General features: G+C 60.8%; 25 protein-coding genes and 1 pseudogene. 8 read left to right on the forward strand and 18 right to left on the reverse strand.

From position 1 onward, the window contains the following. Window positions 1-37 precede the first annotated feature (37 nt). Window positions 38-1,747: an IlvD/Edd family dehydratase gene (locus ACOZK4_RS16920; RefSeq protein ID WP_421592894.1), complete on the forward strand. Its 1,710-nt coding sequence runs from the start codon at window positions 38-40 to the stop codon at window positions 1,745-1,747. A 28-nt stretch (window positions 1,748-1,775) separates the two neighbouring features. Beyond that, window positions 1,776-2,351, forward strand: a pseudogene (locus ACOZK4_RS16925) (GlpM family protein); the annotation flags it as partial. On the opposite strand, the gene ACOZK4_RS16930 reads toward ACOZK4_RS16925, so the two are convergent. The 6 genes from ACOZK4_RS16930 to ACOZK4_RS16955 all read right to left on the reverse strand — a co-directional run bounded on the left by ACOZK4_RS16930 (window position 2,243) and on the right by ACOZK4_RS16955 (window position 7,877). Then, on the reverse strand, window positions 2,243-3,187 hold the full coding sequence (locus ACOZK4_RS16930) for an arginase family protein (protein WP_313523382.1): 945 nt from the start codon (window positions 3,185-3,187) through the stop codon (window positions 2,243-2,245). The pseudogene ACOZK4_RS16925 and the gene ACOZK4_RS16930 sit on opposite strands and share 109 nt — an antisense overlap. Window positions 3,188-3,204: 17 nt before the next feature. After that, entirely contained in the window at window positions 3,205-3,984 is a 780-nt protein-coding gene (locus ACOZK4_RS16935; protein ID WP_421592895.1) for an amino acid ABC transporter ATP-binding protein, read from the reverse strand. Continuing rightward, entirely contained in the window at window positions 3,981-4,865 is an 885-nt protein-coding gene (locus ACOZK4_RS16940; RefSeq protein ID WP_421592896.1) for an amino acid ABC transporter permease, read from the reverse strand. The genes ACOZK4_RS16935 and ACOZK4_RS16940 overlap by 4 nt, the downstream gene beginning before the upstream one ends. After that, entirely contained in the window at window positions 4,865-5,764 is a 900-nt protein-coding gene (locus tag ACOZK4_RS16945; protein WP_421592897.1) for an ABC transporter substrate-binding protein, read from the reverse strand. The genes ACOZK4_RS16940 and ACOZK4_RS16945 overlap by 1 nt, the downstream gene beginning before the upstream one ends. A 64-nt stretch (window positions 5,765-5,828) precedes the next feature. Beyond that, entirely contained in the window at window positions 5,829-6,839 is a 1,011-nt protein-coding gene (locus ACOZK4_RS16950) for a hypothetical protein (RefSeq protein WP_421592898.1), read from the reverse strand. A 129-nt stretch (window positions 6,840-6,968) separates the two neighbouring features. Continuing rightward, window positions 6,969-7,877 (reverse strand): LysR family transcriptional regulator, encoded by a 909-nt coding sequence (locus ACOZK4_RS16955; protein WP_313523373.1) that lies wholly within the window; start codon window positions 7,875-7,877, stop codon window positions 6,969-6,971. A gap of 144 nt (window positions 7,878-8,021) precedes the next feature. Here ACOZK4_RS16955 and ACOZK4_RS16960 point away from each other — a divergent pair, with 144 nt between their 5' ends. Then, window positions 8,022-9,230, forward strand: coding sequence for a hydantoinase/carbamoylase family amidase (locus tag ACOZK4_RS16960; RefSeq protein WP_421592899.1), 1,209 nt, complete (start codon window positions 8,022-8,024; stop codon window positions 9,228-9,230). Between the two features lie 125 nt (window positions 9,231-9,355). After that, window positions 9,356-9,937, forward strand: coding sequence for a HutD family protein (locus ACOZK4_RS16965; RefSeq protein WP_421592900.1), 582 nt, complete (start codon window positions 9,356-9,358; stop codon window positions 9,935-9,937). A gap of 190 nt (window positions 9,938-10,127) precedes the next feature. Here ACOZK4_RS16965 and ACOZK4_RS16970 read toward each other — a convergent pair whose 3' ends face one another. The 5 genes from ACOZK4_RS16970 to ACOZK4_RS16990 are packed head-to-tail and all read right to left on the reverse strand — an operon-like array spanning window position 10,128 to window position 15,629. Next, complete coding sequence (locus ACOZK4_RS16970; protein WP_313523368.1) at window positions 10,128-11,255, reverse strand: ABC transporter substrate-binding protein; 1,128 nt, start codon at window positions 11,253-11,255, stop codon at window positions 10,128-10,130. A 54-nt stretch (window positions 11,256-11,309) separates the two neighbouring features. Beyond that, window positions 11,310-12,293, reverse strand: a complete 984-nt coding sequence (locus ACOZK4_RS16975) for an ABC transporter permease (protein ID WP_421592901.1) — start codon at window positions 12,291-12,293, stop codon at window positions 11,310-11,312. Continuing rightward, window positions 12,290-13,258 (reverse strand): ABC transporter permease, encoded by a 969-nt coding sequence (locus tag ACOZK4_RS16980; RefSeq protein ID WP_421592902.1) that lies wholly within the window; start codon window positions 13,256-13,258, stop codon window positions 12,290-12,292. Before ACOZK4_RS16980 ends, ACOZK4_RS16975 begins: the two co-directional genes overlap by 4 nt. Next, the gene (locus ACOZK4_RS16985) at window positions 13,255-14,772 is read right to left on the reverse strand and encodes a sugar ABC transporter ATP-binding protein (protein ID WP_421592903.1); all 1,518 of its coding nucleotides are present in this window, start codon (window positions 14,770-14,772) and stop codon (window positions 13,255-13,257) included. Before ACOZK4_RS16985 ends, ACOZK4_RS16980 begins: the two co-directional genes overlap by 4 nt. After that, window positions 14,769-15,629 carry a sugar phosphate isomerase/epimerase family protein gene (locus ACOZK4_RS16990; RefSeq protein ID WP_313523360.1) on the reverse strand — a complete coding sequence of 287 codons (861 nt, stop codon included), beginning with the start codon at window positions 15,627-15,629 and terminating at the stop codon, window positions 14,769-14,771. The genes ACOZK4_RS16985 and ACOZK4_RS16990 overlap by 4 nt, the downstream gene beginning before the upstream one ends. Before the next feature lie 141 nt (window positions 15,630-15,770). Between ACOZK4_RS16990 and ACOZK4_RS16995 the strand changes: the two genes are divergently transcribed. Beyond that, window positions 15,771-16,787 (forward strand): AraC family transcriptional regulator, encoded by a 1,017-nt coding sequence (locus tag ACOZK4_RS16995; protein WP_421592904.1) that lies wholly within the window; start codon window positions 15,771-15,773, stop codon window positions 16,785-16,787. 41 nt (window positions 16,788-16,828) lie between these two features. Here ACOZK4_RS16995 and ACOZK4_RS17000 read toward each other — a convergent pair whose 3' ends face one another. Then, the gene (locus ACOZK4_RS17000) at window positions 16,829-17,986 is read right to left on the reverse strand and encodes a flavin-containing monooxygenase (RefSeq protein WP_421592905.1); all 1,158 of its coding nucleotides are present in this window, start codon (window positions 17,984-17,986) and stop codon (window positions 16,829-16,831) included. A gap of 134 nt (window positions 17,987-18,120) precedes the next feature. Here ACOZK4_RS17000 and ACOZK4_RS17005 point away from each other — a divergent pair, with 134 nt between their 5' ends. Continuing rightward, window positions 18,121-19,161, forward strand: coding sequence for a phosphatidylglycerol lysyltransferase domain-containing protein (locus ACOZK4_RS17005; RefSeq protein WP_421592906.1), 1,041 nt, complete (start codon window positions 18,121-18,123; stop codon window positions 19,159-19,161). 49 nt (window positions 19,162-19,210) lie between these two features. Then, window positions 19,211-19,390 (forward strand): AraC family transcriptional regulator, encoded by a 180-nt coding sequence (locus tag ACOZK4_RS17010; RefSeq protein WP_421592907.1) that lies wholly within the window; start codon window positions 19,211-19,213, stop codon window positions 19,388-19,390. A gap of 37 nt (window positions 19,391-19,427) precedes the next feature. On the opposite strand, the gene ACOZK4_RS17015 is transcribed toward ACOZK4_RS17010, so the two are convergent. The 6 genes from ACOZK4_RS17015 to ACOZK4_RS17040 all read right to left on the reverse strand — a co-directional run bounded on the left by ACOZK4_RS17015 (window position 19,428) and on the right by ACOZK4_RS17040 (window position 25,681). Further along, entirely contained in the window at window positions 19,428-20,132 is a 705-nt protein-coding gene (locus tag ACOZK4_RS17015; protein WP_313523352.1) for a FadR/GntR family transcriptional regulator, read from the reverse strand. Window positions 20,133-20,173: 41 nt separating this feature from the next. Beyond that, window positions 20,174-21,079, reverse strand: a complete 906-nt coding sequence (locus ACOZK4_RS17020) for a dihydrodipicolinate synthase family protein (RefSeq protein ID WP_421592908.1) — start codon at window positions 21,077-21,079, stop codon at window positions 20,174-20,176. Between the two features lie 10 nt (window positions 21,080-21,089). Further along, window positions 21,090-22,805: an IlvD/Edd family dehydratase gene (locus ACOZK4_RS17025; protein WP_421592909.1), complete on the reverse strand. Its 1,716-nt coding sequence runs from the start codon at window positions 22,803-22,805 to the stop codon at window positions 21,090-21,092. A gap of 149 nt (window positions 22,806-22,954) precedes the next feature. Further along, window positions 22,955-23,731, reverse strand: coding sequence for an SDR family oxidoreductase (locus ACOZK4_RS17030; protein ID WP_421592910.1), 777 nt, complete (start codon window positions 23,729-23,731; stop codon window positions 22,955-22,957). Between the two features lie 11 nt (window positions 23,732-23,742). After that, entirely contained in the window at window positions 23,743-24,891 is a 1,149-nt protein-coding gene (gene dgoD / locus ACOZK4_RS17035; RefSeq protein WP_421592911.1) for a galactonate dehydratase, read from the reverse strand. 34 nt (window positions 24,892-24,925) lie between these two features. After that, a complete protein-coding gene (locus ACOZK4_RS17040; protein ID WP_421592912.1) occupies window positions 24,926-25,681 on the reverse strand; it encodes a FadR/GntR family transcriptional regulator in 756 nt (251 codons plus the stop codon). Between the two features lie 185 nt (window positions 25,682-25,866). On the opposite strand from ACOZK4_RS17040, the gene ACOZK4_RS17045 reads away from it, so the two are divergent. Beyond that, window positions 25,867-26,850, forward strand: coding sequence for an arabinose ABC transporter substrate-binding protein (locus ACOZK4_RS17045; RefSeq protein WP_313523340.1), 984 nt, complete (start codon window positions 25,867-25,869; stop codon window positions 26,848-26,850). Window positions 26,851-26,883 lie beyond the last annotated feature (33 nt).

The raw sequence follows: 26,883 nt of genomic DNA on the forward strand, positions 1-26,883 counted from the left end.
CCGGTCTTTCTCACCAACTACATTTTCGGAGCATTTTATGACGGACAAGCAAGAGCCGGTCGGGATTTCGCGCGGCCTCACCAATTATGGCGATTTCGATTTCGCGCGTTATCTCCGAATGTCGTTCGCACGATCCATGGGATATTCCACGGAGATGCTCGCACGCCCCGTAGTAGGCATCGCGGGGACATACAGCGAATTCAACAACTGTCACCGTCTGGTTCCGGAGCTGATTGCTGCGGTCAAGCGTGGGGTCATCGCGGCCGGCGGCCTGCCGCTCGAGTTTCCGACGGTCTCGCTCGGCGAGGTTTTCTTGAAGCCGACCAGCCTCTTCTTCCGCAACCTCATGTCCATGGATACCGAGGAGATGCTGAAGGGCCAGCCGATGGATGCTGTCGTCCTGATCGGCGGCTGCGACAAGACTGTTCCGGCACAGCTCATGGGCGCCGTCTCGGCCAATATTCCAGCCATTCAACTCGTCACCGGCCCGATGATGACGGGCCGGTGGCGCGGTGAACGTCTTGGCGCCTGTACGGATTGTCGGCGTTTCTGGGCAAAATACCGCGCCGGCGAGCTCGACAGTGAAAGCATCCAGGAAGTCGAGGGAAGCCTGTCGACGACCGCCGGCACTTGCGCGGTGATGGGAACGGCCAGCACGATGGCGGCGATCGCCGAAGCGCTCGGCATCATGCTGCCGGGCACGGCCGCAATCCCAGCCGTGCATGCGGATCGGCTGCGGGCAGCCGAGGCAAGCGGCGTAGCCGCCATGCGGCTTGCCCACGACAAGCTGACCCCGGATCGGATCATCACCGGACAGTCCGTGGAGAACGCCCTTCGCGTTCTGCTCGCCATCGGCGGATCGACCAACGCGATCATTCATCTTACGGCGATTGCCGGGCGGGCGGGCATCAAGGTCGACCTGCAACGACTTAACGAGCTCTCCGACACGACCCCCGTTCTCGTCGATCTCAAGCCCACCGGCAGCTACTATATGGAGGACCTCCATGCGGCAGGCGGCATTGGCGCCGTCATGCGGGAGCTGAAGGATCTGCTTCATCTCGACTGCATGACCGTATCGGGCGAAACCCTCGGTGAACGCCTCGAGGCGCCGCAGCCCTATATCGACCGCAAGATCATCCATGCCGTATCCGCGCCGCTGCAGCCCGAAGGTGGCCTTGTCGCGCTTTTCGGCTCCCTTGCTCCGAACGGAGCTATCCTGAAGCGCGCGGCCGCCGATCCGCGCCTGTTCGAATACGAGGGCCGCGCGGTGGTCTTCACGAGCATCGAGGATATGGCAGCCCGCGTCGATGATCCCGACCTCGACATCAACGAGGACGACATCATGGTCCTGCAGAATGCCGGGCCGAAGAGCGCATCCTGCATGCCTGAAGCCGGCTATCTGCCGATCCCGACAAAACTTGCTCGCAAGGGCGTAAAGGACATGCTGCGCATTTCCGATGCACGCATGAGCGGCACGGCCTATGGCACCATCGTCCTGCATGTAAGCCCCGACGCCGCCTCGGGCGGCCCTCTCGGGCTCGTAAGGACGGGAGACCGCATAAGGATTTCCGTCAAGGAGCGCCGCGTCGATCTTCTCGTCGATGCAGACGTGCTTGCCCAGCGCACGCCGGGGCAAACCCCTCCTCTCCCCAAGCGTGGTTACGCTCGTCTCTACGGCCAGGAGGTCCTGCAGGCGGAACAGGGATGCGACTTCGCCTTCCTTGTCGCAGAGCCGTCGGACCCGTAGCGTGGATATTCTCTGAAAAAGCCCGCTTGGCGGCGCGATGACGGCGGTCATTGCGCTGGCTGCCGAATGCGGGAACACGCTGCCGGGGATCCTGCCGCTGTTCCCGCTTTTCGGCTTAACTGCCTTGATGATCGTCGGCGCTAAGAACGAGACCGAAGCCTTCCGGGAAACGTGCGTCGCCAGCGCAAAAACGCTTCCCGCTTATCTCGCGTTCGTCACGACGTGCTACCTCGGTATTGCCGTGTTTTCCGGCTCCAGTCTCCGTCGTCCTGGGTATTTGCGTATGGATGATCTCTGCCTTGATGGCAGGTCAGCACAGTGCCGGCGATTTTGTCTCGATCAAACCCGTATTGTTCACAGCCTTGACGGCCACGAACAGGCCCGCAACCAACGGCAGAACACTTCAGGAAGTCTGGGGGCAACATCGTTCGGCGGGTTCTCGACTATTGCCGTAAACCCCGCCGGATATGTTAGCGTACCCGAGCGGCGTGGCTGTTACCTCTGCACCGCAATTGCTTGCGGATCGCGTTGCAGACCAAGAATGTTAAGGATTAAGCGCGCAATCACGTGCGCCGTTGCATCGCCCACGTCCCGGGCCGGCTGATATTCCGTGAAGACGATGCCTGCCAAACGGTTGTTCCGGGCGAGGTGGTTCAGCAGGATGGCAGTTTGCATGAACGTCAATCCGCCAGGCTCTATCGCACCGACACCTGGTGCCACGGACGGATCCATTCCGTCGCAATCGAGCGAGACAACCCACCGTCGGGAAAGATCGAGCGATTCAGCGACCCATTTTGATCCATTCTCATGAACGTCCCAGGCCGTGACGATACGATTGCCCGCCTTGAGTGCAGCTTCGACCTCCTGCCGACGGGCGCTGCCGATCGAGCGCGCACCGACCTGCACGAGATCGCGCACGCAGGCATAGTCGCGGAGACGCCGCATCGGGCTGGAAAAGCCATCCCGACGACCATTGATCTCGTCGCGAAAGTCGATATGCGCGTCGATCTGAAGGACATTGATGTCCTCTTGACCCTCGAAGGGCGCGACGAGCATCGGAGGCACAGAATCCATGCCGCCGATTACGACGGGAACCACGCCCGCCTTGACGAGTGGACCGAGGACGGCGGCGGCATCATCCACGATGCATTCCGGATCCCGCACATTTCCGGCAATGTTGCCGAGGTCGGTCACGTTCGGCTTGCCGTCCTCGAACTGCGGTTCGCCGATGTCGAAATTCCAGTGCGTGAGGAAACGGGTATAGGCATGTGCCACTGCTGCGGCACGCACCTTGTCCGCGCCGCCGGCCGCCGCAGACAACTCCCAGGCCTCATACGAAGGGCCGTAAGGTATGCCGAGAAAGGCGTAGGGCGTTTTGACACCAGTGGGATCGATGCTGCTTTCAGCGCCGAGGAAGGTCGGAAGGGAAGGAGAGAGCATGCTTGTACTCCAAAGATCTATTCGAGAATTCTGCGCAGGAAGGCGCGGGTACGTTCTTGTTCCGGATTTACCAGCACATCCTTCGGCTTGCCTTGTTCCACCACGACGCCACCGTCCATGAACATAACGCGGTCGGCGACGCTGCGGGCAAAGCCGATCTCATGGGTCACAACGATCATCGACATGGCGTGCGAGTCAGCCAGCGCTCGCATCACGTCGAGAACCTCGCCCACCAGTTCAGGATCGAGCGCCGATGTGGGCTCGTCGAAAAGCATGACCGCCGGCTCCATTGCGAGCGCCCTGGCAATCGCAACGCGCTGTTGCTGACCGCCGGAAAGCGCGCCGGGATAGGTGTCGATCTTATCGGCAAGGCCGACCTGCTTCATCAGGCGCTCCGCGCGCTGCGATGCCTCGGCGGCAGACAGACCGAGAACCCGCCGCGGCGCTTCCATGATGTTCTGGCGCGCCGTTAGATGCGGGAACAAATTGAAGCGCTGGAACACCATGCCCATGGCGGCGCGCTGCTTTTGTATTTCGCGCTCGGGCAGCTCGCGGAACGTCGTGCCCGACAGACGATAGCCTACCGGCACGCCGTTCAGCTCGATCATGCCGCCGTTTGGTCGTTCGAGATGGTTGATGCAGCGCAGCAGCGTACTCTTTCCAGAGCCCGAAGGCCCCAGGATGCACAGCACTTCACCCATGGCCAGATCGAGATCGACGCCTTTCAGGACTTCCAACGCGCCGAATGATTTTCGAATGCCGCGCGCGCGGATCGGATTTACCGCAGAGCCGCTCATGGGCGCACCACCGATTTACCGAAGTGGCGCTCGATGCCGGATTGTATCACCATCAAGAGGGTACTGACCAACAGGTACCATAAGCTGGCGACAAGAAGCATGGGGATGACTTCGAAGGTGCGCGAGGAGATGAGCTGCGTTGAATAAAGCAAGTCCGGCAATGCGATCACGCTTACCAGCGACGTGTACTTCAACATGGACAGCGTCTCGTTGCCGGTGGGAGGAATTATGACGCGCATCGCCTGTGGCATTACGATGCGTCTGAAGGAGTCCAAGGAGGACATGCCAAGCGCACGGGCAGCCTCACGTTGCCCTGAATCCACCGAGTTGAGGCCCGAACGGACAATCTCGGCCATGTAGGCACCTTCGTTGAGGGACATCGCGACAATTGCCGCGCTGATAGCGGTGATCACGCTGTTGGTATCGAATTCGACGATCGGCGGCAGGAAAGGGATGCCGAAACCGAGTTTAGGATAGAGCGCCGCCAGATTGTACCAGAAGATGATCTGGACCAGCAGCGGAATGGCGCGAAAGATCCAGATGTAGCCCCTGGCAACCGATGACAGCACCGGATTGCGGCTGGCGGCGGCAACCGCGACGATGATGCCGAGCAACAGCGCGAGCGTCATCGAGATCGCTGTGAGCATCAGCGTGGTGAAGAGACCGGCCATCACCTGCGGCGAGAAGAAATATTCGCTGACGACAGGCCATCCAAAACCCCGATTGGTGACAATCGAATAAAGCGCATTTGCGAGCACCAGCGCGACGGCCACGGCCGCAACCCATGTCCACGGTTGCTTGCGCGGCAGCAACTGCGCAGATGCGAGCTGCTCGTCCGTGAGAACGGACGGCAGCCCTGCCTGTTTGCCGATTCCGACCATTATTTGTCTTCACCACCGTTTATTACGGCCTTCGTGACGTAGGACTGTGGGACGAAGCCATTGTGCTCCATGATCTCGGCATAGGTGCCATCGGCAATCATCGAGTCGAGCGTTTCAGCGATCAGCGGACCAAGGGGCGAATCCTTCGGCACTGCGATGCCGCATGGGCCGAAGTTGAACGGCTCGCCGACCATCGTGAACTGTTCGGGCTGTTTCTTGGCAAGCATGCCGACATAGATGAGGTCGCTCATCGCAACATCGGTGCGATTGCTTGAAAGGGCCGTGATCTGCGCACCGGTGTCCGGGAAGAGCTGGGCTTCGATGGCAGGCTTGCCTTCGGCGACGCACTTTTCCGATTGCTTGGCGATAGACAGCGATTCCATGGAACCACGCAATGCCGACGCCTTGAGGCCGCATACGTCATCAAGGGAAGCGATCTTCTTGTCGGAGCCGGTTTTCTGCATCATGGCAGAGCCACCCATGATGTGGTCGACGAAATCGACCTTCTTCTGGCGGACCGGAGTGTCCAGCATGTCGGACATGATGATGTTGATACGGTTGGCTTCAAGGCTCGGGATGAGGGAGTCGAAGCCGAGATTGTTCACTTCGAGCTTCAGGCCCAAACGCTTGGCGATCTCGGCGGCGAGGTCGGGCTCGACGCCAACATAGACGTCGCTGGTGCCTTCCTTGATGCCGGTCCAGGGTAAGCCGATGCTAGATGTCGTGCCGAGCACTAGAACACCTGACGCCTTTATCGGCTCGGGAAGCTTTTCGTTCGGCGCCGCAAGGCTGCCCGAGGCAAATACTGCACACGACAGTACAGCGATGGCAGGCAGGATAGCCGCAAATTTCCGCATGATGTTCTCCTCTTGTTGTAGGCTTGGCGAACCAGGTCCCATCGTTTTGTATATTTGAGTGGCGTTGAGCAGCGGCGCCCGATGGCGCCGCGGTTATCCCGCTGCTTCAGACGCGGATGAGCGGTTGATGGGCGCAGCGGAAAGAACCACCGGCCATGCAGGGCACGCGATAGGGAATGCGAATGACATCGAACTTGCGGGCTGAAAGCGCTTCTGCCACCGAATCCAGGGCCTCTTCCGAGGGAACCACGACGGTTTGGTCATCGAGCACGAGATTGTTGCAGCCCATATGGCCCTTGGCGAGGCTCTTCGGAACCGCAAAGATATCCCAGTCCTTCATGAAGGCTGGCAGCCCTTCGGGAAGCGCCTCCATGCAGGCGACGGCAACCCCTTCTCGCGGCGTCATCAACACGCAATCGAGATGCGGGAACATCGGATCGATTTTGACCGTCTGGACCCGATAGTCCGGCCCAAGCATGTGCTGCAGCCAACGCGCGCCTTCGGGGTTGCTACAGCCGCCTGAATTCCCCACCAGGATGTTCTTGCCGAGCACGAAGACGTCACCGCCTTCCAGATAGCCCCAGCCCGGGCCGTCATTATAGTCGTCAGCCCCGCTGTCGGGTTGGGAGAAATAACGTGCGCCGCGATCCATGGTGCTGGCGAGGATTTCGCGGATTGCAAAGCGCTGACGGCGGTGGAAAAAGCTGCGCGGGGCGAGTTCGATGACGTTGTTGCCGATTGTCACGAAGGGATCGCGCATCCACGGCGTTGAAACGCCATGGTCCTGCCCGCGCGGATACTTACGGTTGTTCGCGCTGATCTCGCCGGCCACATGGACCTTTACGCCGTGCCTTTCCAGAATACCGATCGCACCGTTGATCTGGCTGTTGAATTCAGCAAACAGCTCGGGCGATGCCTCCTTGACGTTCCGACCCTGGTTCTTTGCCCAGAACTCGCCGAACTCGCCCTGAGCGCGTAGCTTCACATCGCTGAGGAAGACTGGCAGCACCCATGTATCAGGCGATCCATAGACGCATTCCTTGAGCGGCGCCCATTCGGATTCGACATAGATCTGATCCAGGAATGAGTCCGCGGGCGCCGTGGTCGAAACAACCATGCATTCCTCCATATGTTGCAAGGCTCTTAAACGTTCACTGGAATTGAGCTTGGCAACAGCTCAAAGGGTGAAATCACACTTGCGAAAATTGCAAGTGATGAGCAGGTCCAACAAATGTGGGAGGGATCGCTATCGTTTGCGGAAACAGTCTAGCATCGCCCGGATCGCGCGGCGCTTGGCCGCATCGCGTCGATAGGCGAAGTGGAACTGGACGTCGATGGGCGTATGCCGTGTCCTGATTTCAACAAGATGGCCGCCGCCAGCGCTCAGCACGAGGTGCGAAGGCAACAACGCGCAACCGACGCCGGCAAGCACCGAAGCCAGAATGGCTTCAAGTGTACTGCCACGGGCGACGACCTGCAGCGGATACTCTCGTTCAAATGGCTTGAAAATATCCGTGCGGTAATCCCGTGCGATGTAAGGTACGCGTTGCTGCGCATGTCCCTGGGGTTTGTCGTCGATTTCGAGAGCGAGATCAAAATAGGGGGAATGGCGGGCGATGTAGAGTTGATGGGTCTCCACAAAAGCCGGTTCGTAGACCAGCTGACCCAACCCTTCAGGCTGACCGGTGATCCCGACATCCAGCTTGCTGTCGCGCACATACATGTCGATTATCGACACCGTATGCATGCTGACGCTGACCTGCATGTCGGGGAACAAGCGATGCATCCTCGCCAGCGCCGCCACAATTCCCGCGTTTGGATTGGTGATCACGCTGTCGATCGTGCCCAGCATCAAGGTGCCGCCAAGGGCCTGACGTGTGTTCTCCACGGTTTCCTCGAAAGATTGTAGCGCCGACCGCAGGCCAATCGCCGCCTGGTAAACGTCCTCGCCCTGCGGCGTGAGCGAAAAGCCGGAGCGGCCGCGTCGACACAGTTCAAGGCCAAGCCGCGTTTCAAACGCGGCCAGGTCTCGGCTGACGCTGGAAAGGCTTACGCCAAGACGATAGGCGGCGGAAGACAAACCACCATGCTCGACGACGGCAAGAAAGGTACGAAGGTGACGTACATCGTAACTGGAAGTCAGGAAGCGGGCCAATCGAACTCTCACTTGCGCAAAACAACAAGTGAACTAACCATCTTGCAGCTTTCTCCGCAACATCCCGACGGCTAGGTTGGAGCTTGAAGGTTTGCAGCGCTTCGAGGAGAGGGCTGCGGATTCCTCGAGAGGGTCGGAGCGATGATGTCCAGGTTCAGAATAAACACCGAGCGCATGCTGGCGGATCTGGACGCGCTGCGCAGGATCGGCGCGGTGAAAACCGGCGTCATCCGCCCGGCCTATTCCGAAACCGACCGATTGGCGCGGATATGGCTGGCTGAACGCATGGAGCAAGCGGGGCTGGAGGTCTTCGTTGACGCCATAGGAAACGTCTTCGGCGTGCCGCCAGGAAGCGGAAAATCCATTCTGGTTGGCTCGCATTCCGATACCCAGCCTGAAGGCGGCTGGCTGGACGGGGCCTATGGGGTCATCGTCGGGCTTGAGATTGCTCGCGCCAGTCTGGAGCAAGGCGGTCCTCCGGTTGCCTGCGTGTCCTTCCAGGACGAGGAGGGGCGTTTTTCGACCCTCCCAGGCAGCCGAGTCTGGGCAGACCTGATGTCGCTGGAAGAAGCCGATGAGTGTTGCGACAGCACCGGACTACGCCTTGGGCAGGCCCGGCTGAACCGTGCAGGCCTGCCGGCGCCACGGGAAGTTTCCACGGACCGGTTCTCGGCCTTCCTGGAGATTCATATCGAACAAGGGCCTGTGCTGGATGCGACAGGAGAGCGCATTGGCGTTGTGGAGAATATCGTCGGCATCCGAACCGAAAAAATGAGCTTCCTGGGAGAGCAAAACCATGCCGGCACGACGCCGATGCACTTGCGCCGCGACGCCTTCCAAGGCTTGAATCGTTTCGTTTCCCTCGTGAACGACCGGCTGGCTGAAGTGGCCACATCGGCAACCGTATGGACGGTCGGGCATGTCGATCTTTATCCCAACGCCAATTCGATCGTTCCGGGTCGCGCGGATTTCACGATCCAATGGCGGGACGCTGATGAGGCACGGCTCGACCGGATGGCGGAGATTATCTATGCGACCGCGCGTGAGACAGCCGACAGTCTTGGTCTCGAATGGAAGGGGTTCGGCTGCGATCTGATCGCACCGACCCAAGCGCACGCAACATTGGTGGAGGCCATGGCTAAAGCGGCCGAGCATCTGGCTCCGGGCCTTTGGCGCCGAATGCCGTCCGGCGCGCTCCACGATGCGGCGAATGTATCGCACGTCTTACCCATGGCCATGCTGTTCGTGCCTTCCAAGGGCGGCATCAGTCACAATTTCGCGGAAGACACCGATAGGAGCGACCTCGCATTGGGCGCGGAGGTGCTGTGCGAAGTGGTCGCGCGTTTGGGATGAGAACCGCCAGCGCCACGGAGCCGGCGCCCGTAAATCAACAGGCAGAAGCGTGCCGAAAGCCGCAGATATCGGCGCACACGCCTTGAAGCACCGACGATGCCGCTTGGAACGCAGAGGAAACCGCTGTGGACATAACGCTCATCAGGCATGCCGAGACGACACCGACACCTTGGAAGAATGGCATGGGCGTCGGGCGGAACATCGCGATGTGGTCAAGGCAAGCCGCGGGTGAGTTCGACGTGTTGATTGCGACTGCCGAGATGTCCGGGACAGTCCCCTTCTCCTCCTATCCTGGCGTGGATCGCTCGCTTCTTGTCACCGCCGGAAGGCTCTTGCTCAAGTCGACACATCGCGAAACCGTGCTTTCCAAGGATAGCGAGCCATTGGTATTTGCAGGAGAGGAAAAGATCATCGGTACGGCCATCGGTGGCGAGAGAGTGCAAGATTTCAACGTTCTTTCCAAGCGAGGGGTAGTTCACCACACGCTCGCGCGATGGGAAGTTCCTGCTCTGGGTCGAGAAATTAGCGCAAGCGGTAGCCTGCTCGTTCACATTCAGGAGGGACAGGCCAAGGTCTTATGCGAAGCATTCGAAGCGCAGCTTCATACCGGTGACACGGTGATCATTAATGAACTCAGCGGCCAAACCTGCAGTGTTAAATCGATCGGCCACGCAATCTGCATTGTTGGCGATATCGAGTATCTGTGACGCGTAGCGTTCACTGCGGATACGGCTAACGTCACGTCTCTTCCGCCGACGGTCCGAACAGCAGAGACTGGCCATGTGGTCACCGACGTTAGGCGTGGGTTAGTCTTGGCTGAATCGGAATGTCGGTCGACCGACGTGCCACGACTGAGAAGGGGGCTTGCACCGCCCCCTTCTTGTTGTGCCGTTTCTATTACTTGCCACCCCAGCGCTCAGGATACCCCGGCAGCTCCTGGCAGCCGCAAAGGCTATAGTGCAGCGGGGGCATGCGTTCGTCGATATATTTGGTCAGCACATCCTCCGTGATCGCGGGCTGCGGCAGGACCCATTCCGGGCCGGGAACCTCCTTGCCATCGAGCACGTCAAGAGCGGCAATGACGGCCGTGCGCCACTGGTAGGTCGGATAGGACGGGCCGATCGCCGTCAGCTTTTCCGACTGCCATTTGCGAAGAAAGTCCTGCTGGTCCTCACCGCTGATGACCGGATAAGGAAGGCCAGCATCCTCAAAGGCCTCCAGTGCCGCCGTTGCCGTATCACCGGCATCCATCCAGACGGCATCAATCTTCGTACCGCGGTTGATGTAGTCCTCGACGACGGACTTGGTCTTCGCCCGATCGCTGCCGGTGAATTCCGAGCCGACAACGTTGATGCCAGCCTCGTCGAAGATGTTTTTAGCCGCCGAATAGCGGGTTTCCAATACATCAACGCCGGGCATAATGCGCAGCGCGAGCACGTTATCGCCTTTCTTCAACTTGCTGGCAATGAACTCACCCGAGGTGATGCCGAAGCCATAGCCGCCGACCGGGTGAATGTAGGTTATGGGGCAGCTGGTATTTACCCCGCGATCGAAGACGACCACCGGAAGCTTGGCGCAGGCGGCCTCGACAGCCGGGGTCAGTGCCGCCGTCGTGTTGGGCGAGACGATGAGCGCATCGCACTTGCCGCCACTGACGAGCGCCTCGATGTCGGAGATCTGTTTGTCGTCCTTGCCCTCGGCATCAACGACGATCAGTTCCTTCAGGCGATCCTTGTGCAGTTCGGCCTCTGCATTGAGGTTGTTGAGGCCGACCACGCGCCAGGGGTTGAAGACGCCGGCATTGGAAAAGCAGAGCGTGACCTGCCCGTCTTTTTTGTATTTCGCCGTATTGACCATGCCGTCGCCGAGATGTTGCGCCCAGGGCTGGCCTTCCGGTCCCTGCGGCTTCATGGAAAGCTGCTCGCGCTGCTTCTTGAATTCGGCCGGATCGTTGAAATCCTGTGCCAGCGCCTGACCGGCAAATGTGAGCGCCACGGTCGTGGCCAGTAGTGTCCTCAGTGTCATTGTCTTCCTCCTCCAGAAAGCCGGCCGCGCCGGCGGTTGATATGAATGTCGGGTTCAGGTCCGCCGGCGGGTCCTCCACATGCTGGCGCCAACCGCAGCGATCAGGATCAGGCCCTGAATGCTGTCGCGCAGCGCCTGAGGCAAACCCAAGAGATTGAGCAAGGTGAACAGCGCGAAGAGACTAAGCGCCCCGAAGACCGCGCTCCAAATGGAGCCGCGCCCGCCCAGGAGCTGCGCGCCTCCGATGACACAGGCAGCAATCGCCTGCAGTTCCAGCCCCTCGCCCGCATTGACGGAGACGCCCGAAAAGCCGCCCAGAACAATACCTGCCGTCACGGCACAGATGGCAGAGACTACGAAGGCTAAGATACGTGTCGCCGCGACAGGCGTTCCGGCAAGCTCAGCCGCCCGTGGATTGTCACCTACGGCGAGCGCTCGCTTGCCATAGACCGTACCATTCAGGCCGAACCAGGCGAGCGCCACGACGCCGGCGAGAACGAGAGCTGCAAGCGGCAGCGTGCCTATAACGGGCACATCGCGCCATACGAGCCGTCCGAGATTGCGGAAATTGTCCGGCAGGTCGCCACGTGCTGCGCCGCCCGACCAGGCGAGCGCCAGCCCGTTAACGAGCAGCATCGTGCCAAGCGTGCCGATGATCGAGGGCACCTTAAGGAAGGCGACGACGAGGCCGTTCACAAGGCCCACGGCGATGCCCATGGCATAAAGTGCGCCGATGACCGCCCAGGTCACATCCGGATCGCCGTTGACGAGAATCGATGCCGCCAACACCACGAACGTCGCGACCGCTCCCATCGAAAGATCGAAGCCCCCGGTCAAGATGACATAGAGCTGCCCGCAGGCAAGGATGACAAGCGGTGCCGCCCGCCGCAGGAAGTTCATGAATAGGCCCGGCTCCAGATAGTTCGGCTGGAGGAAAGCGATGGCGGCATAGAGCGCAACGAAGATCACGAGGCCAGCATTGATGGCGATGCGTGCGGGACGGCGCTGGAGCGAAGAGGTCTGCGGAACGGTCGTCATGCAACATGTCCCTTTGCGCGAACGGCATGAACGGCAACGGCGGCGATCACGATGGCCCCGCGCAGCACCTGCTTCAGGAAGGCGTCGATGCCGAGCATATTGAAACCCGCATCAAGGCTGGCAAAGAGCAGGACGCCGGCAAGCGTGCCCGCAACGCCGCCCTTCCCACCGGCAAGGATCGTGCCACCGATGACGGTGACGGCGATGGATTCGAGGTCGTAGATACCGTCACGGCCGATCCATGGCGTGCCGGATTGCAGCCGAGCGGCGAGATAAAGCCCTGACGCGCCGGCAAAGAGGCTTGCGACCATATGGGTCGATAGAATGACCCGCTCCGTGCGGATACCGGCAAGTCGCGCGCCGTCGGGGTTGCCGCCGACCGCATAGATACGCGCGCCGAACAGCGTACGGTCGAGTACGAAAGCGGCGACAAGTGACAGCGTGGCGAGAAGCAGCAGAGAATAGGGCAAGCCCAGAACGCCACCATAGGCAATGACCTGAAACTCCCGCGCCACAGAACCCTGAAGCGTGCTGAACGAGGCGGCAAGCACGCCCTGGATGATGAGCCCTGTGCCGAGCGTCGCGATGAGCGGGTTGATGCCGCCATAGGCGACCAGCGCGCCATTGACGAAGCCAACCGCAATACAAAGGCCAAGGCAGAGTAGAACAGCCGGCAGCATCATGACCGGATCGCCCTGCATGACGTGCGAAGCGAGGACGGCGACAGCGCTGATAAGCGCGGCGACCGAAAGATCGATCGAACCGACAAGGATAACGAAGGTCTGGCCGATCGCAACGAGCCCGAGCGCGATCATGCGCTGAAGCAGACCGGTCAGGCCTTGCGCGCTCAGCTGTGAGGTCTCGCCGGTGGCGAGCGCCACGACGACGAAAAATCCAATGGAGAGTCCTGTAAGCAAGACGGCGACGGACAGGCCGGGCTTCGGCTTCACACTATCACTCGTCATGCCTTACTCTCCCCGGACGGCGCATGCGCAAGGCCGAGCGCTAAATGCATGATGTCCTCCTCGCTCGCGCCGCGCGGCACAACGCCGGATATGCGTCCCTGGTGCATGACCAGCACACGGTCGGCGATACCGATCAGTTCCGGCATGTCCGAGGAGACGACGACGATGCCCCGACCGGAATTGGTGAAAGCGCGCATTGTCTCGTAGATCGCGGCCTTGGCCGCGATGTCGATGCCGCGCGTCGGCTCGACGAAGACGAGGATATCGGACGCCTGCGCCAACCAGCGCACGATGATGGCCTTCTGCTGGTTGCCACCGGAGAGTGTCCCTATCTCCTGGCCGAAATCCGCAGCGCGCACATCCATAGCACGCAGCCTTTCGTCTACAGCGTCATGTGCGAGCGCGCCACGTTGTGGCCGTGTGAAAACGCCGGCCATGGAACGCAGCGTCAGGAGCGCATTATCGCGGACAGACTGGCGCAGCACCAACCCCTCGCGCTTTCTGTCGCCCGGCAGGTAGCCGATGCGAGCCGCCGTGGCCTGCCGCGGTGTGCGAACCGCAACCCGACGGCCGCGCAGGGTGAGCGTGCCGCTCGTGAGGGGAACATCACCGACGAGCGCCTGCGCCAGCGCACCCTTGCCAGAATCCTCAAGCCCCGCCACGCCGACGATCTCGCCGGCACGTACATCGAAGGTAACATCGCGCAAGCCGGCATTCGCACCGCCTTCTATGGCGAGGAGAACTTCGCCGGGAGGAGATACCGGTACAGCCGGATAGAAATCCTTGAGATCGCGACCGACCATGGCTCGCACAATCTCGCTGATGGGGGCGGCATCGCGCGGCCGCGTCCAGATCTTCCGGCCATCCTTGAGAATGGTGATGCGGTCGGCGATCGCCGTGACCTCTGGCATGCGATGCGAAATATAGACGATCGAAACGCCCTCCCCGCGAAGGCCATCGACGAGCTTGAGCAGCGTCCGGCTATCGCGTTCGTCGAGGGCGGCCGTGGGTTCGTCCATGACAAGGATGCGCGCATCGAGAAGGAGCGCCTTAGCGATCTCGACCAATTGCTGCAAAGCGATGGAAAGCGAGGAAACCAGCGCCTGTGGATCGATCGCCGCGCCGATGCGGCGGAGAAGCTCAGCCGCCCTCTCCCGCATTGCCGCCTTGTCCAGGATGCCGCGCCGGGAGATCTCCCGTCCCATGAAAATGTTTTCGGCAACCGTCCGGTGCGGCAAAAGGCTGAGCTCTTGGTGGATGATGGCGATACCCGCTTCCGTCGCCTGCCGCGGATGCGTGAACTGCACCGCCTTTCCGGCGAGATGGATGATGCCGGCATCCTGCCTGTAACTGCCACCGAGGATTTTCATCAGCGTCGACTTTCCGGCGCCGTTTTCGCCGCAGATGGCGTGAATTTCGCCCGGCAGGCATTCGAAATCGACGCCGTCGAGCGCACGGACACCCGGAAAAGCCTTACTGATTCCGGTCATGCTGAGAGCGGGAACGGCCGTCATGCGAGCCGCTCTCCCGCAGCCGCCCATTCCCGGCGGATGAACGCGACGCTTTCAGCAAAGAGGCCGTCGAGATCGTCGAACAGGTCACGCCAGACGCGCGTCGCACCGGCAAGCTCCGGCAGGGCGCGACCGAAGGACTCGACCGTCAGCCAGCCGTCGTAGCCACAGCGGCGCAGGGCATCGAAATGCGCTGCAAACGGCACATGACCGGAACCCGGAACACCGCGATCGTTTTCGGAGACATGGAAATGGTTTATTTCGTCGTGGTAGCGCTCATAGGTCGCCGGCGGATCCTTTTCCTCGATATTGGCGTGGAACGTGTCGAACATATAGCCATAATTGGGATGATTGACGGCGCGGTGGATCGCCGATGCCTGGGCAATGGTCGACATCACGTAGCATTCGAAACGGTTGACGGCCTCCGCCGAAATGCGAATACCCGCGGGCGCCGCATAGTCGGCCATCGCGCGCATCGCCTCGACGCAGCGATCGAATTCATCGGGCGTCGGCCCGAAGCCGGTGAAGACACCAACGGGCGAATGGATGGGACCAGCGATGATCTCGCCACCCATCGCTGCCGTACAGTCAACAATCCAGCGGTGATGATCACGCGCCTTTGCGCGCACGGACGCATCTGGACTTACTGGGTTGGACTCCGACGTCGCGACGGCGGCGGCTCCGGCGACGAGACCAATATCGCCAAGCAGCCGGCCTAGCGCCGCGTAGCGCTGTTCGCTGCCGGAAAAGACGGGAATCTCCACCGCGTCATAGCCAAGTGCCTTCAGCCGCTCGAGCTGGCGCGCATGCTGCAGGCCGATGTCTGCGCCGATGACGAGCAGGTTGAATGCGATTTTCACGTGTGTCCTCCCCTTCGCCGCGCCGGCCAGTCTCCTTCAGGCCATCCGCGACGAAAGCACAATGGCAGGCTTGACTCGGCAATTCTTGCGGATGACAACAGTGGTAAATTTCTTAAGTCATTTTGTGTTGGGAGGCGCAACGTGAACAGACATGCGGTGATTTCTCCGGTCAATTGCCGGCCCTCGGTCTTCCGTCAGCCCGACTCGGTCATGTATGCCGACAACTGCAAGGAATTGCAGGTTGCCGCCCGTCAGGGCGAGGTCGAGCTTCACGCTTGGACGCGCGGCAGCTATCCCGGCATTTCGCTCGGCGAGCGCCTGCCGGGCATCCGCACTGTCGGCTTCTGGGATGCGCGCCACATCCAGTCCTGGGGGCTCGGCCGGCACTGCAACGAAGGCTTCAAGATCGCCTATCTCGCACGCGGCAGCCTCGATCTGGCGGTGGACGACCAGACGTATGCACTTAAACAAGGCCAGTTCATCGTCATCCGGCCTTGGCAACTGCACGCCATCGGCAATCCCAATGTCGGCCCTAGCCGACTTCTGTGGATCATTCTCGATGCGGGCCTGCGCCGGCCCAGCGAAACACCGGACTGGCCGGATTGGCTCGTGTTCTCGCCGGACGAGGCCGAACGGCTCGACGATATTCTCACACAGAACAATCAGCCGGTGTGGGACGGCGGAACCGAACTTTGCCGCACCTTTGAGGCCATCCCGCCAATCCTGCTCGATCGCAGCCCCGAGGATGGCGAAACCCGTCTGAAGGTGGCGATCAACGCAATAATGCTCAGCCTAATCGACCGAATGAGTGAGCAGGCACCGACACTCGACCCGGATCTCTCAACCTCGCAACACACCGTCGCAATCTTCCTGCGCCGGCTCGCCTACGCTCTCGAAGAAGATTGGTCACTCGAAGGTATGGCCGAGGAGTGCGGGCTCTCGCGCACACGCTTTTCCGATTACTGCAAGAAGCTCACCAACATGGCGCCTCGCCAATATCTCCAATATCTGCGCCTGGAGCAGGCATCACGCCTCCTCCAGGAACCACGCAGCACTAGCGTCACGGAGATCGCATTGAGTTGTGGCTTCAATTCGAGCCAATACTTCTCAAACGCCTTCAAGAAACGCTATGGGCACTCCCCAAGCAGCTACAAATAAATAAGGCGACGACGGAAGAGAGACTTGAGGCAACGCTATATCTAATCTCGGCGGATTTTCGAGAGCTTGGCCGCAATAGAGCGGGCAATGGAACGCGATTCTCGCTTCGCCTCCCAAAAATAACTCGTCAGGCTGGGCCTCATTCCGACAAACCAGAGACCCGGCACGGGATTGTTGATTTGCTTGCCATGGCCGGTGGGAAAGCCGTGTTTGTCGAGCACATCCAGATCGCCCAACAGGTCCCCCAAAGATGAGGTGTATCCAAGAGCGAGCAAAACGACGTCGGGCGCGAGCTGACGCCCGTCACGCAGCGTCACAACCGATCCGCCGAAGGCCATAACCTCGGGAACGACTGATATTCGGCCGCGTTTGACGGCCGCGATCGCTCCGTCATCAACCGCAATCGCGACGTTTTCCTTGGATAGCCGGGTCGCTGCATCTGAGGGGCCAGATGGGAAACCGTACTTCGAGAGATCTCCAAACGCGCGTCTTTGTGTCCATCCGATAAGGCGGTCGACGATGGACGGTGGCAGCAGCGCCATCAATGGGGAAAGGCGGTGCACCGCGAGGCGCCCGAACCGCCTCGGCAGGACGCCGGGAAAGCGCCGGAGCGAAAACCAAACTTGCGTTGTATCCACCCGACTGAGATGATTGAGAAGGTCGAAGCCCGAATTCCCGCCTCCGATGACGAGAACGGACGTCCCGGCATAGTCTTGCGCATCGCCAAAGTCGGCAGCCTGCACGATCCTGCCTGTAAAGGTCTCCAGTCCGTGCCAACGCGGCTTGCGCGGCACCGCATCCCGACCCGTTGCAACGATCAGATACCGTGCTCGCCGAAGCCCCGCGCTGGTCTCGATTGCGAAGAGACCTTCGGTCTGCCTCACAAATCGCGCCTCGACCCCAAACTCGATTGCAAAGCCGTGTTGTCGCTGAAACGCCTGCAGATGCGAAACCACACTGTCGCGCTTGGGGAACGCACCTGTTCCCGCCGGATACTTAAGACCCGGCAGTGAGGATAACGCACGATGGGTGTTCAGGATCAACTGCGGATGTCGGCGCGCCCAGGACGCTCCGACATCGCGGTCTTTCTCCAGCAAAAGCACGCCGATCCGGTGTCGCTTCAAAGCGTGGGCCGCGGTCAGTCCGGCAAGTCCCGATCCGATCACGATGACATCATGAATTGTATCTTCGGGTTCCATCACTGACCAATCGCGAAAACTGAAATCTGCCTCTAGGCTGTCAATACGGAACCTAAGCGCGCCGGACCTATTGTCCACTGTCGAAGAGGCTTATGCAGAACAGGGCGGAATCATGCAGGACACGGGAGCCGCAGATGCCTAGCTTCAGGAAATTGCTGGACGCACTGCTGGATGCGCGTCTTCCGCAAATTCCGGTGTTCGAACCCGATCTAAACGCAAAACTTCAACTCTGCCAGCAGTATGGGGACTTCTCGCTGGCATACTCAACCGTCGTGCAGGCTGACCTACGCTATTTCGGCGACGCCAACGGCTATATCGCATTTGCCACGAAGATGGGCCACACCTTTGCGCTGGGCGACCCGGTTGCCAGCGCCGCATCGAAGGCCGACTACATTGCTCGCTTCGTTGCCTCAGCGAACCGTCCGTGCTTCGTTCAGATCGGCCATGAGACGGCGACCATACTTGCAGGACTTGGATATCGTATAAACCAAATGGGGGTAGATACGACGCTGTCTTTGGATAGTCATTCGTTCGCGGGCAAAAGGAACGAGACCGTCCGGTACTCCGAGAAATGGCTTCTGAAAAATCGCTACCGGATCTTGGAGTGCGACGGGACGATTGCTGATGCTGACCAAGTGCGGCAGATTTCGACGAACTGGCGTAATGGGAGAATTGTCAGCCGCCGTGAGATGCGGTTCCTGAACCGTCCGTTCGTACCTGAACTTTCGTCCTACATGCGACGCTTCCTGATAATCGGACCGAGCGGGGACGCCGTCGCTATTCTTGATTTCGATCCGATATTCCGGGATGGACACGTCATCGGCTACACGTCCGTGTTCAAGCGAAAACTGACGGGTACGACACCCCACGCAGAAGTGGGCCTGACGAAGTTTGCAGCGGACAGGTTCAGGGAAGAAGGGCGTGCTCTCGTCACGCTTGGTCTTTCGCCTCTGGCGGCACTGGCGTCGAGCGGCTTCCGCGAAAGCGGGATTTGGCGTCGCTTTTTCGAACGTGCCTACAAATCCAGACATATCAACGAGAGGATTTTCAACCTTCAGGGTCAGGCGGCATTCAAGCGGCGCTTCCATGGCGAGGAACTCGCCACATATATTGCCTTCAAACGCGGTAGTCCGCTCGAAATGCTCGCATTATTGCGTCTGCTAAAGACACTCTGAGCGGCCCGCCCGGTTCAGGGGCGTCCCAGATTTGATCAGGCTATCACCCATGACCGAACAGGATTCGCAATGGGCAACGGCAATGGAAACGATCCGGCTCTTCAAAGCAATAGAACCGCGGACCAGGCGGCGGCAGACAGTCACCAACATCGCGTATAAATGCGGCTTCTCCTCCAGCCGGTATTTTGCAACCTGCTACAAGAAACTCTTCGGCTTTTCCCGAATTTAAACGCCACGGATACAACCAAAGGCGACAACATAACTCATCAACCGTTTGCAAAATTCCGCTGGTAGGTCGATGAGATGAGCGTGGTCGCAGCAGCGAAGGCGGCCTCCTCGTCGCGCTGTTCGATGGCCTCAAGGATCGCCCCGTGCTGGGCGAGCGACTGGCCGAAGCCACCGGAGGCAGCCATCGTCTTCGGAATACTGATCGACAGGGCAGCCCGTATTACCGAGGAGACCGGCAGCAGGAAACGGTTGCCGGCAGCTTGAAAAATCTGAAGGTGGAAATCGATGTCTGCTTCAATCGCCGCGTCGATGCCCGCCTGCTCTTCCGCCATGCGCAGGAATGCCGCACGGATCGCCGCGTGTTGTGCGGCCGACCCGCGCCGCGCAGCAAGCCGCGCAGCAAGCGGCTCGATGGAAAGGCGGATTTCGAAAAGTTCCTCGGCCAGCGAATCCTGGTCCTCCGCATCGCCTTGCCAAGACAGCACGACCGGATCGAGCGTATTCCAGTGCTCTGCCGCCCGCACGCGCGTGCCGAGCCGCGGCTTTGCTTCGATAAAGCCCTTGGTCGAGAGGATTTTCAACGCCTCGCGCAGCGTCGTGCGGCTGACGCCGAGTGTCGCTAGCATGTCGGCCTCCCGCGGCAGAATTTCGCCGACCTTCAAATTGCCCAGCGTGATGCGCCGGCCGATATCGCCTGCGATCCGGGCCGGCAGGCCACGGTCTTCTCGAGCGATTGGCTTCATACATCCCTCCCTTGCGTCTTCCCGTACATAGACGCTCCGCCTTACTCGGGGAAGCCACCCAGTGCGGCAGCATAGCGCCGGGTCATTTCCACGCCTATCACGGTTGGGCGCATGGCGGGTGCGCGGTCATGAACCTCGATGCCCGCACGCGCACCGAACAGGCGCTTGCCATAGCAGATGAGGTTCTCGATGCCCTGCATGGTGAAGACGACGCCGGGCAGCATGCGCCGATATTCCTCCTCAGCATGTTCGTCCCAGCCATCGCAGAAGAATTCGTAGGCGCGTACCGCATAATCGATGGAATCGGGTGCAAGGATCAGGCCGCGGCAGCCGATGCGAAGGTTTTCCAGCAGTTCCAGCCCTGCGCGGCCGTTGAACACGGGCAGTTGGCCTTCCGTTACCTCGATGAGATGAGCGATGTCGACGACAGGCCCCTCACCTTTCACCAGGCGGATATTCGGATGCTGGCGCACGAGATCGCGGATGTCGGCGGCCGTCAGCCCGCGGCCCATCAGCGCCGGCGCATTCTGGATGGCTAGCGGCAGGTCCGTGCTCTCGGCAACGCGGCCGAAAAAGCGGATGTATTCGGCGGCGGAATAGGCGCCGACCATCGGCGGCTGAAGGATGAGCCAGTCGGCACCGACCACCGTCGCATGGCGCACCTGCCGCACCTGCTCCTCGACCGATGCGCCAAAGATCGTCAGTGCGACAGGAACCCGGCCAGCCGTATCCTCCACCACCCAGTCCATAATCGCCATGCGCTCGACCTCATCGAGCTTGGCGGCCTCCGTGGCCAGACCGAGGGCAGCCATGCCATGCACGCCGCTCGCCAAACAAATATCAACCTGCCGGCGCATTGCTGCACGGTCGAGTTGTTCCCGCTCATTGAAGAGCGCGTAAAGGATGGCGTGAATGCCGTGGAGGTCTTCGACCCGAAAATCCTTCACGATCCCCTCCTTAATGGCTCTCGCGCGGAACCGCGTGGCCGCGGCTGCCGACGAGAAAATCGAGGTCGGCCCCCGTATCGGCCTGCATAACGCGCTCGATATAGAGACCTTGGTACCCGCCGACCATCGCCGGCACCGGCGCAGCCCAGGCCGCCCGCCGCCGGGCGAGTTCGGCCTCGTCGACATCGAGATGAAGCCTGCGGCCTGTGACGTCGAGCTCGATCCAATCGCCATCCTCAACCAAAGCCAGCGTTCCTCCTACGGCGGCCTCGGGCGCCGTGTGCAGCACCACAGTGCCAAAGGCCGTGCCGGACATGCGGGCATCCGAGATGCGCACCATGTCGCGGACGCCCTGCTTCAGCAGCTTCTGCGGCAGCGCCATGTTGCCGACCTCAGCCATGCCGGGATAGCCCTTTGGACCGCAGTTCTTCAGCACCATGATCGAGGCCTCGTCGATATCGAGCGCGGGATCGTCAATGCGCGCCTTATAGTGATCGATCGTCTCGAAGACGACGGCGCGGCCGCGGTGCTGCATCAATGCCGGTGTCGCGGCGGAGGGTTTGATGATGGCACCGCCAGGCGCGAGATTGCCGCGCAGCACGGCAATGCCGCCGCTTGTGGTCAAGGCCTTGTCGCGCGGCAGGATGACGTCGGCATTGTAGTTCTCGACGCCCTCGATATTCGCGCCGACGCTTTGTCCCGTCACCGTTAGGGCATCGAGATGCAGCAGGTCGGCGATCTCCTTCATGACGACGGGAAGCCCGCCAGCATAACAGAAGTCCTCCATCAGAAAGGCGCCCGACGGCATCAGGTTGAGGATCGTCGGCACGTCGCGACCAAAATTGTCCCAGTCGTCGAGCGTCAGTTCGGTGCCGACCCGACCGGCGATCGCCAGCAGATGAACGACGGCATTGGTCGAGCCACCGATCGCGCCATTGACGCGAATGGCATTGGCAAAGGCCTTCCGCGTCAGGATTTGCGACGGGCGCAGGTCTTCGGCGACCATTTCCACGATCCGGCGCCCGGTGAGCCGCGCCAGTCGCGCCCGGTGGGCATCGACGGCGGGATAGGCGGCGTTGCCTGGTAGCGCCAGGCCGAGCGCTTCCACCATCGAGGCCATGGTTGAGGCTGTGCCCATGGTCATGCAATGGCCGGGCGAGCGCGACATTGCGCTTTCGGCGGCCTGAAAGTCCTTCTGCGACATGACGCCGGCACGCACATCTTCGGAGAATTTCCAGACATCGGTGCCGGAGCCGATCGTGCGGCCCTTCAGGCGGCCGTTCAGCATCGGCCCACCGGAAATGACAATGGAGGGCAGGTCGCTGGAGGCGGCGCCCATGACCAGCGACGGCGTGGTCTTATCGCAGCCCGCCATCAGCACGACGCCGTCCATCGGATTGCCGCGGATCGCCTCCTCGACATCCATCGAGGCGAGGTTACGGAACAGCATCGCGGTCGGGCGCAGGTTCGATTCGCCGCAGGAGAAGACCGGGAATTCCAAGGGCAGCCCGCCCGCCTCCAGCACGCCCGCCTTGATGTGCTCGACCAGCCCGCGGAAATGCGCGTTGCAGGGCGTCAGTTCGGAGAAGGTGTTGCAGATGCCGATGACCGGCCGTCCGTCGAAGGCGTCGTCCGGCAGTCCGTTGTTCTTCATCCAGCTCCGGTGGATGAACGTATCCTTGTCCATCCCGCCGAACCAGTGCTGCGACCGCAATTTCCGGGACATATCCCCTCCTCGTCTTAGTGAGTGCCGAATTCATTCTTCTCATATAATCGGAGTTATTATTGGTCAAGCGAAGGACGAGCAAAGAAAAACCTCCGGCGAAGGTGCGCCGGAGGTTTGGATAGGTTGGATGGTTTGAAAAGATGGGGGGTTCAGGGATGGTGCAGGACGCTCAGGCCGCCGTCAACCGTCAGGCAGGTGGCGTTCATGAAGGGGCATTCGTCGGAAATCATGAAGAGGGCGGCCTTTGCGATCTCCTCCGACGTCGCGATGCGGCCGCCGGGATGCAGCTTCATCGTCGCCGCTTCAGCCGCAACGGGATCGGGAAAACTGTTCCAGTATTCGACGGCCTTTTGGGTGCGCACATAACCCGGCGCCAGCGCATTCACGCGGACCCCCTGTCCGGCATATTCCAGGCCGAGCGCCTTGGTCATGCCAAGCAGTGCGTGTTTGGCGACGGGGTAGGGAAAGGTGTGCGGGATGATGGTGAAGGCATGCGTCGAGGCGATGTTGAGAATGACGCCGCCGCCGTGCTCGATCATGCCCGGCAGCACGGCCTTGCTGCAATTCCAGGCCCCCTTGAGGTTGATGTCGAAGCAGCGCTGCCAGTCGGCATCGGACAGTTTCAGCGGCTCGAAGAACACATTGACGCCGGCATTGTTGACGAGCGCGTTCGGCCGGCCGATCTCTTCGGTCGCAGCAGCGACGGCGCGCTCGATTGCATCCGCGTCCGTTATGTCCGCCGACGCATGGGCAACCCGTCCGCCGGTCGCCTGAAGCCGTTCCACTTCGGCCGCAAGCAGGCCGCCATCGCGATCGATCAGGAAAAGGCTCGCCCCCTCGCGAAGAAAGACCTCGGCAATGGCAAGGCCGATGCCCTGCGCCGCACCCGTAACGACGACGCGCTTTCCTTCAAGACGTCCGGCCATATCCGCTCTCCTCACCACTCGGCCACGCTGCCATCTTCATGGCGCCAGACCGGGTTGCGCCAGCGGTGGCCTTCCTTGGCGCGCTCGATCACGTATTGCTCATCCACCTCGATGCCGAGGCCCGGCCCTTGCGGGATCGAGACAAAACCATCCGCATAGTGGAAGACCTCCTTGTTGGAGATGTAGTCGAGGATGTCGTTGCCCTTGTTATAGTGGATGCCGAGGCTCTGCTCCTGGATGAAGGCATTGTAGGAGACGGCATCGACCTGCAGGCAGGCGGCAAGCGCGATCGGCCCGAGCGGGCAATGCGGGGCCAGCGCCACGTCATAGGCTTCCGCCATAGCCGCGATTTTGCGGCATTCCGTGATGCCGCCGGCATGCGACAGGTCGGGCTGGATGATATCGACATAGCCGTCTGATAGGACCGACTTGAAGTCCCAGCGCGAATAGAGCCGTTCGCCGAGCGCAATCGGCGTCGAGCAATGGTTGGCGATCTCCTTCAGCGCCTCGCGGTTTTCTGAGAGCACCGGCTCTTCGATGAAGAGCAGCTTGAACTGTTCAAGCTCCTTGGCGAGCACCTTGGCCATCGGCCGGTGCACGCGGCCGTGGAAATCGACACCAATACCGATATAGGGGCCGACGGCCTCGCGGATGGTCGCAATGGTTTCGACGGCCTTCTCCACCTTGTCCCAGGTGTCGACGATCTGCATTTCCTCGCAGCCGTTCAGCTTGATCGCCTTGAAGCCGCGCGCAACCACCTCGCGGGCATTATTGGCGACGTCGGCAGGACGATCGCCACCGATCCAACTGTAGACTTTGATCTTGTCGCGCACCTGGCCGCCCAGCAGGGCATGGATGGGTTGGCCGTAGGCCTTGCCCTTGATGTCCCAGAGCGCCTGGTCGATACCGGCGAGTGCTGACATGTGCACCGCACCACCGCGGTAGAAACCGCCGCGGTACATGACCTGCCAATGGTCTTCGATCAGAAGCGGATCCTTGCCAATGAGGTAGTCCGACAGTTCCTCCACGGCGGCCTGCACCGTCAACGCACGGCCTTCCACCACCGGCTCACCCCAGCCGATGATGCCCTCGTCCGTCTCCACCTTCAGGAACAGCCAGCGCGGCGGCACGATATAGGTAGTCAGCTTCGTTATCTTCATAATGATACTCGTCTTGGAAGGGTAAGGGGCGCGATCATTCGCCGGCGGGCGGATGTTTCCGGATGGCGAGCGCCAGATCGCGCGCGGCGACATCGAGCATGCGCCGTGAACACTCGCGCGCAGCCTCCTTGTCGCGCATGCGCAGTGCCTCGACGAGACGCCTGTGGATTTCCACCGCCTCGCCGCGCGCATCCGCCGCCTCGTTGGAGGCATGGAGGGAAAACTCCAGCGCGGCCTGAATGATGCTGGCGAGCTGCATGAAAACCTGATTGTGGCTGGCCTTCAGCAGGCCTGCGTGAAACGCGACGTCCGCTTTCGTGAAGGTTTCGAGGTCACCTTCCGCATCCCGCATGTTTTCCCAAGCGCGTTCTATCTCCGCAACCTCCTGCACCGTCGCCCGTTCAGCGGCAAATTCTGCCGCGAACGGCTCGATGGCACGGCGTGCGTCTAGAACGCAGGTCAGAAGGTCGAGCTCGAAAATGCGCGGACCTATCCATTCCAGCACCTGCTGGTCGAGGATGTTCCACTCCTCCTTCGGGCAGATGACCGTGCCGACGCGCGAGCGTCCCCGCACCAGCCCCTTGGATTCGAGTATCTTCAGCGATTCCCGGATGACCGTGCGGCTGACACCATAGCGAAGGCACAGTTCCGCCTCCGTCGGCAGGAATGCGCCGGCAGGGAAAACGTCGGCGCAGATATCGGTGGCGATCGTGCGCGTCACGTTCTTCTGGACACGGGGACGCCGTACGCCCCCCTCGCCTGCGAGCAAATCCTGTTCCTGCACGGTCATTCTCCACCCATTCCGTCCGCGATGCATAGCCGGTTTCGTCCGCGATGGCGACGACCGGTTTTGCGTCGGCTCAATACAACTATCATACATCAATATTCAATTCATCATACAAAGACAATTGACGAATATGATGAAAGACCATAAACCAAATGCACTGCAAGCGCAGTCACTATGGGAGAGAGACAATGGGCTTTATCAAAGCAGCCATCCTGGCTGGCACCGTCGCCGTATTCGCTGCGACCTCCGCCTTCGCCGCCGACGTGAAGATCGGCTTCATCGTGAAGCAGGCGGAAGAGCCGTGGTTCCAGGATGAATGGAAGTTCGCCGAAGTCGCCGCCAAGGAAAAGGGTTTTACCCTGGTTAAGATCGGCGCTGAAGACGGCGAGAAGGTTCAGTCGGCCATCGACAACCTCGGCGCACAGGGCGCGCAGGGCTTCATCATCTGCACGCCGGATGTCAAGCTCGGCCCCGGTATCGTCGCCAAGGCTGCCGCCAACGATCTCAAGCTGATGACCGTCGACGACCGCTTGGTGAATGCCGATGGCAGCCCGATCGAAGACGTGCCGCATATGGGCATCTCGGCCACCAAGATCGGTGAGGCCGTCGGCCAGACGATCGTCGACGAGATCAAGAAGCGCGGCTGGGACATGAAGGACGTCGGCGCAATCCGCGTCTCTTACGACCAGCTTCCGACGGCAGTCGACCGCGTCGAGGGCGCACTCTCAGTGCTGAAGGCCGCAGGCTTCCCCGAAGCCAATATCTTTGACGCCCCGCAGGCGAAGACCGACACGGAAGCAGCGCTCAATGCCGCAACCGTTGTCCTCAACAAAAATGCCGGCATCAAGCATTGGGTCGCTGTCGGCCTGAACGACGAAGCCGTGCTCGGTGCGGTGCGTGCGACCGAAAGCGTCGGCATCGCTGCCGACAGCATGATCGGCGTGGGCATCGGTGGCGCGGATTCGGCGATCAACGAGTTCAAGAAGCCCACAGCAACCGGCTTCTTCGGCACCGTGATCATCTCGCCCAAGCGCCATGGCTATGAGACCGCGCTCAACATGTATGACTGGGTGGCCAACGGCAAGGAACCTGAAAAACTCATCCTGACCGCCGGCCAGGTTGCCCTTCGTGACAACTACGAAACGGTTCGCAAGGACCTCGGCATCGAATAATCATTCTTCCACGAATGGTGTCAGCCCGGCGGC

Origin of the sequence: Shinella sp. M27 (genome assembly GCF_049199905.1) — a bacterium.
GTDB lineage: Bacteria > Pseudomonadota > Alphaproteobacteria > Rhizobiales > Rhizobiaceae > Shinella.